Raw genomic sequence first — 2,275 nt, 5'->3', positions numbered from 1 at the left:
TAGCTGTCCCGGTCGAAAGCCATGGCAGCCGTCTCGACCGCGCGTTGGCCGCCATTGTGCCCGAGTTCTCGCGCACGTATCTTCAGCAGTTGATCGACTCAGGCATGGTGAAACTCGGGGGCTCTACAGTCACCAAGACATCCACGAAGGTCAAGGCTGGTGATGAACTCGCCATTGAGTTGCGTCCGACGCCGCAAAGCCAGGCATTCAGGCCTGAAGCGATGGCGCTGGATATCGTGTTCGAGGACGCTTACCTGATGGTGATCAACAAACCTGCCGGGCTGGTTGTGCATCCGGCGCCCGGCAACTGGAGCGGGACCTTGTTGAACGGCTTGCTCGCGCATGATCCGCAGGCCGTCTTCCTGCCACGCGCCGGCATTGTTCACCGCCTTGATAAAGAAACCAGCGGTTTGATGGTGGTCGCCCGGCAGCGGACGGTGATGGACCAGTTGGTCGGCCTGATCGCCGCCCGCGACGTGAGCCGGGAATATGTCGCACTGGCCCACGGTGCCTGGCTGGGCGGGAAAACCCGGCAGGTAGAAGCTGCCATTGGGCGGGATCCACGCAACCGGTTGCGAATGGCCGTGGTGGACCTCGATAGGAACGCCGGGAAGCCGGCCTCCACCGTGGTATCGCTGTCCCAAAGCACCGGTAAGCACTGCCTGGTCAGATGCAAGCTGCACACTGGTCGTACGCAMCAAATCCGGGTCCATATGGCCTTCATTGGCCATCCCCTGGTATCCGACGAGTTATACGGGGGGGCTCCTGCTCTTGGGCTTGGGCGTCAGGCGCTGCATGCGTGCCGGCTGGCATTCGAGCATCCGGTGACTGGCAAAGTGATGGAGTTCCGGTCAGACCCTCCGGCCGACCTTCAGGCCGCTATTGCCGGTTTGGGCCTGATATACAATCAAATCCAGTAGTTTTCAGCTACCTGCACCATGGCATCCTGATCAGGAGATTGCGTATTGGGTGCCCTGCGCGCCAAGCGCCGAACCCACGTTTTCCCGGCCTTTTTTTCCGCTTTTTTTCGGAACGACCACAATCATGAATACGACGGATGCAAAACGCGTCCTCGAAACAGCACTTATTTGCGCGCAGCAACCATTGCCCCTGCGCGAAATGGGAGTTCTGTTTAACGGGGTATTGACTGCGGACAGCCTCAAGCTGGTGCTTGAGGAGTTGCAAAGCGATTGGTCTGGTCGTGGCGTGGAACTTGTTCACGTGGCGACGGGATGGCGTTTTCAAAGCAGGCCGCAGATGCGTGAATATCTGGACCGGCTGCACCCCGAAAAGCCCCCGCGCTATAGCCGTGCCACACTGGAAACCTTGGCCATCATTGCTTATCGTCAGCCGGTGACGCGCGGTGACATGGAGGACATCCGGGGGGTCACCATCAACAGCATGATCCTCAAGCAGCTCGAAGACCGCGGGTGGGTGGAGGTGATCGGCCATCGGGAAACTGTCGGCCGCCCCGCACTTTATGCCACCACCCGGCAGTTTCTTGACGACCTTGGGGTCGAGTCGCTGGACCAGCTTCCTGTGATGGACGGCAGCCCGAATCAGCTTCCGATGCTCGAGCAGATTGAGTTTGGCATCTCTGAACTTGCGGGCAAGCCGGAGGTGGACATGGATGGTACAGATGTTGAGCGGCTGGAACCTGCTGTGCCGGAGCCCGTATCAGGCACGGCTGAAGAGCTTGAGATTGGTGAGATCGCCGAGGCGCCAACTCTGTACACGCAACCACAGGTCGCTGACGACAGTGATACCGAGCCTCTTGAGAACAATGAGGCCGGTGGCGATGAGCCCACCCGAATGTAAATCATGACCCAACAAGACCCTCCTGCTTCCGAATCTGTGGACACACCTCGTGAGCCGCAGGACAAAGTGCTCATAGAGGAGCAAGCCGTGCAAGATTTGCCGGAAGCAATAGCACCCTCCGAGTCCGGCCCCGCGCAAGCCATCCGTGCTCCAGCGCCGCGGCCTTCAGCCGGCCGCAACGCCCCAGCCCCAGGTGCCATCCGATTTGAGGATGTAGTGACTGGGCAATTCGATGCTGATGAGGAAGACGTTGCGTTGGCACTGCCCAAGCGAGTGCTCGCGCCCCAGCCCGAAACCCCCAAGCTGCACAAAGTGCTTGCCCAGGCGGGACTGGGTTCACGGCTGGAGATGGAGCAACTGATTCTGGAGGGGCGAATCTCGGTCAACGCCGAGCCTGCCCATATAGGACAACGCATCCAGTTTGGCGATACGGTCAAAGTCAATGGCAAGCCAATCC

Annotated in this window: 3 protein-coding genes; all 3 read left to right on the top strand. The window is 59.8% G+C overall.

Annotated elements, in window-relative coordinates:
- A partial coding sequence (locus AC1D1P_RS21345) for an RluA family pseudouridine synthase (RefSeq protein ID WP_477674344.1) occupies nucleotides 1-920 on the top strand: 920 nt, incomplete at its 5' end.
- Nucleotides 921-1,044: 124 nt separating this feature from the next.
- Nucleotides 1,045-1,818 (top strand): SMC-Scp complex subunit ScpB, encoded by a 774-nt coding sequence (gene scpB, locus AC1D1P_RS21340; protein ID WP_477669351.1) that lies wholly within the window; start codon nucleotides 1,045-1,047, stop codon nucleotides 1,816-1,818.
- 3 nt (nucleotides 1,819-1,821) lie between these two features.
- The coding region (locus AC1D1P_RS21335) for a S4 domain-containing protein (RefSeq protein ID WP_477674343.1) at nucleotides 1,822-2,275 on the top strand (454 nt) is incomplete at its 3' end.

This window comes from Polaromonas sp. P1_E1_2 (genome assembly GCF_056406035.1).
This window is presented reverse-complemented; position numbering and strand designations above follow the sequence as displayed.

Bases quoted from the DNA above. Each gene is read 5' to 3' on its own strand.
- scpB (WP_477669351.1), top strand. From the start codon at position 1,045: ATGAATACGACGGATGCAAAACGCGTCCTCGAAACAGCACTTATTTGC.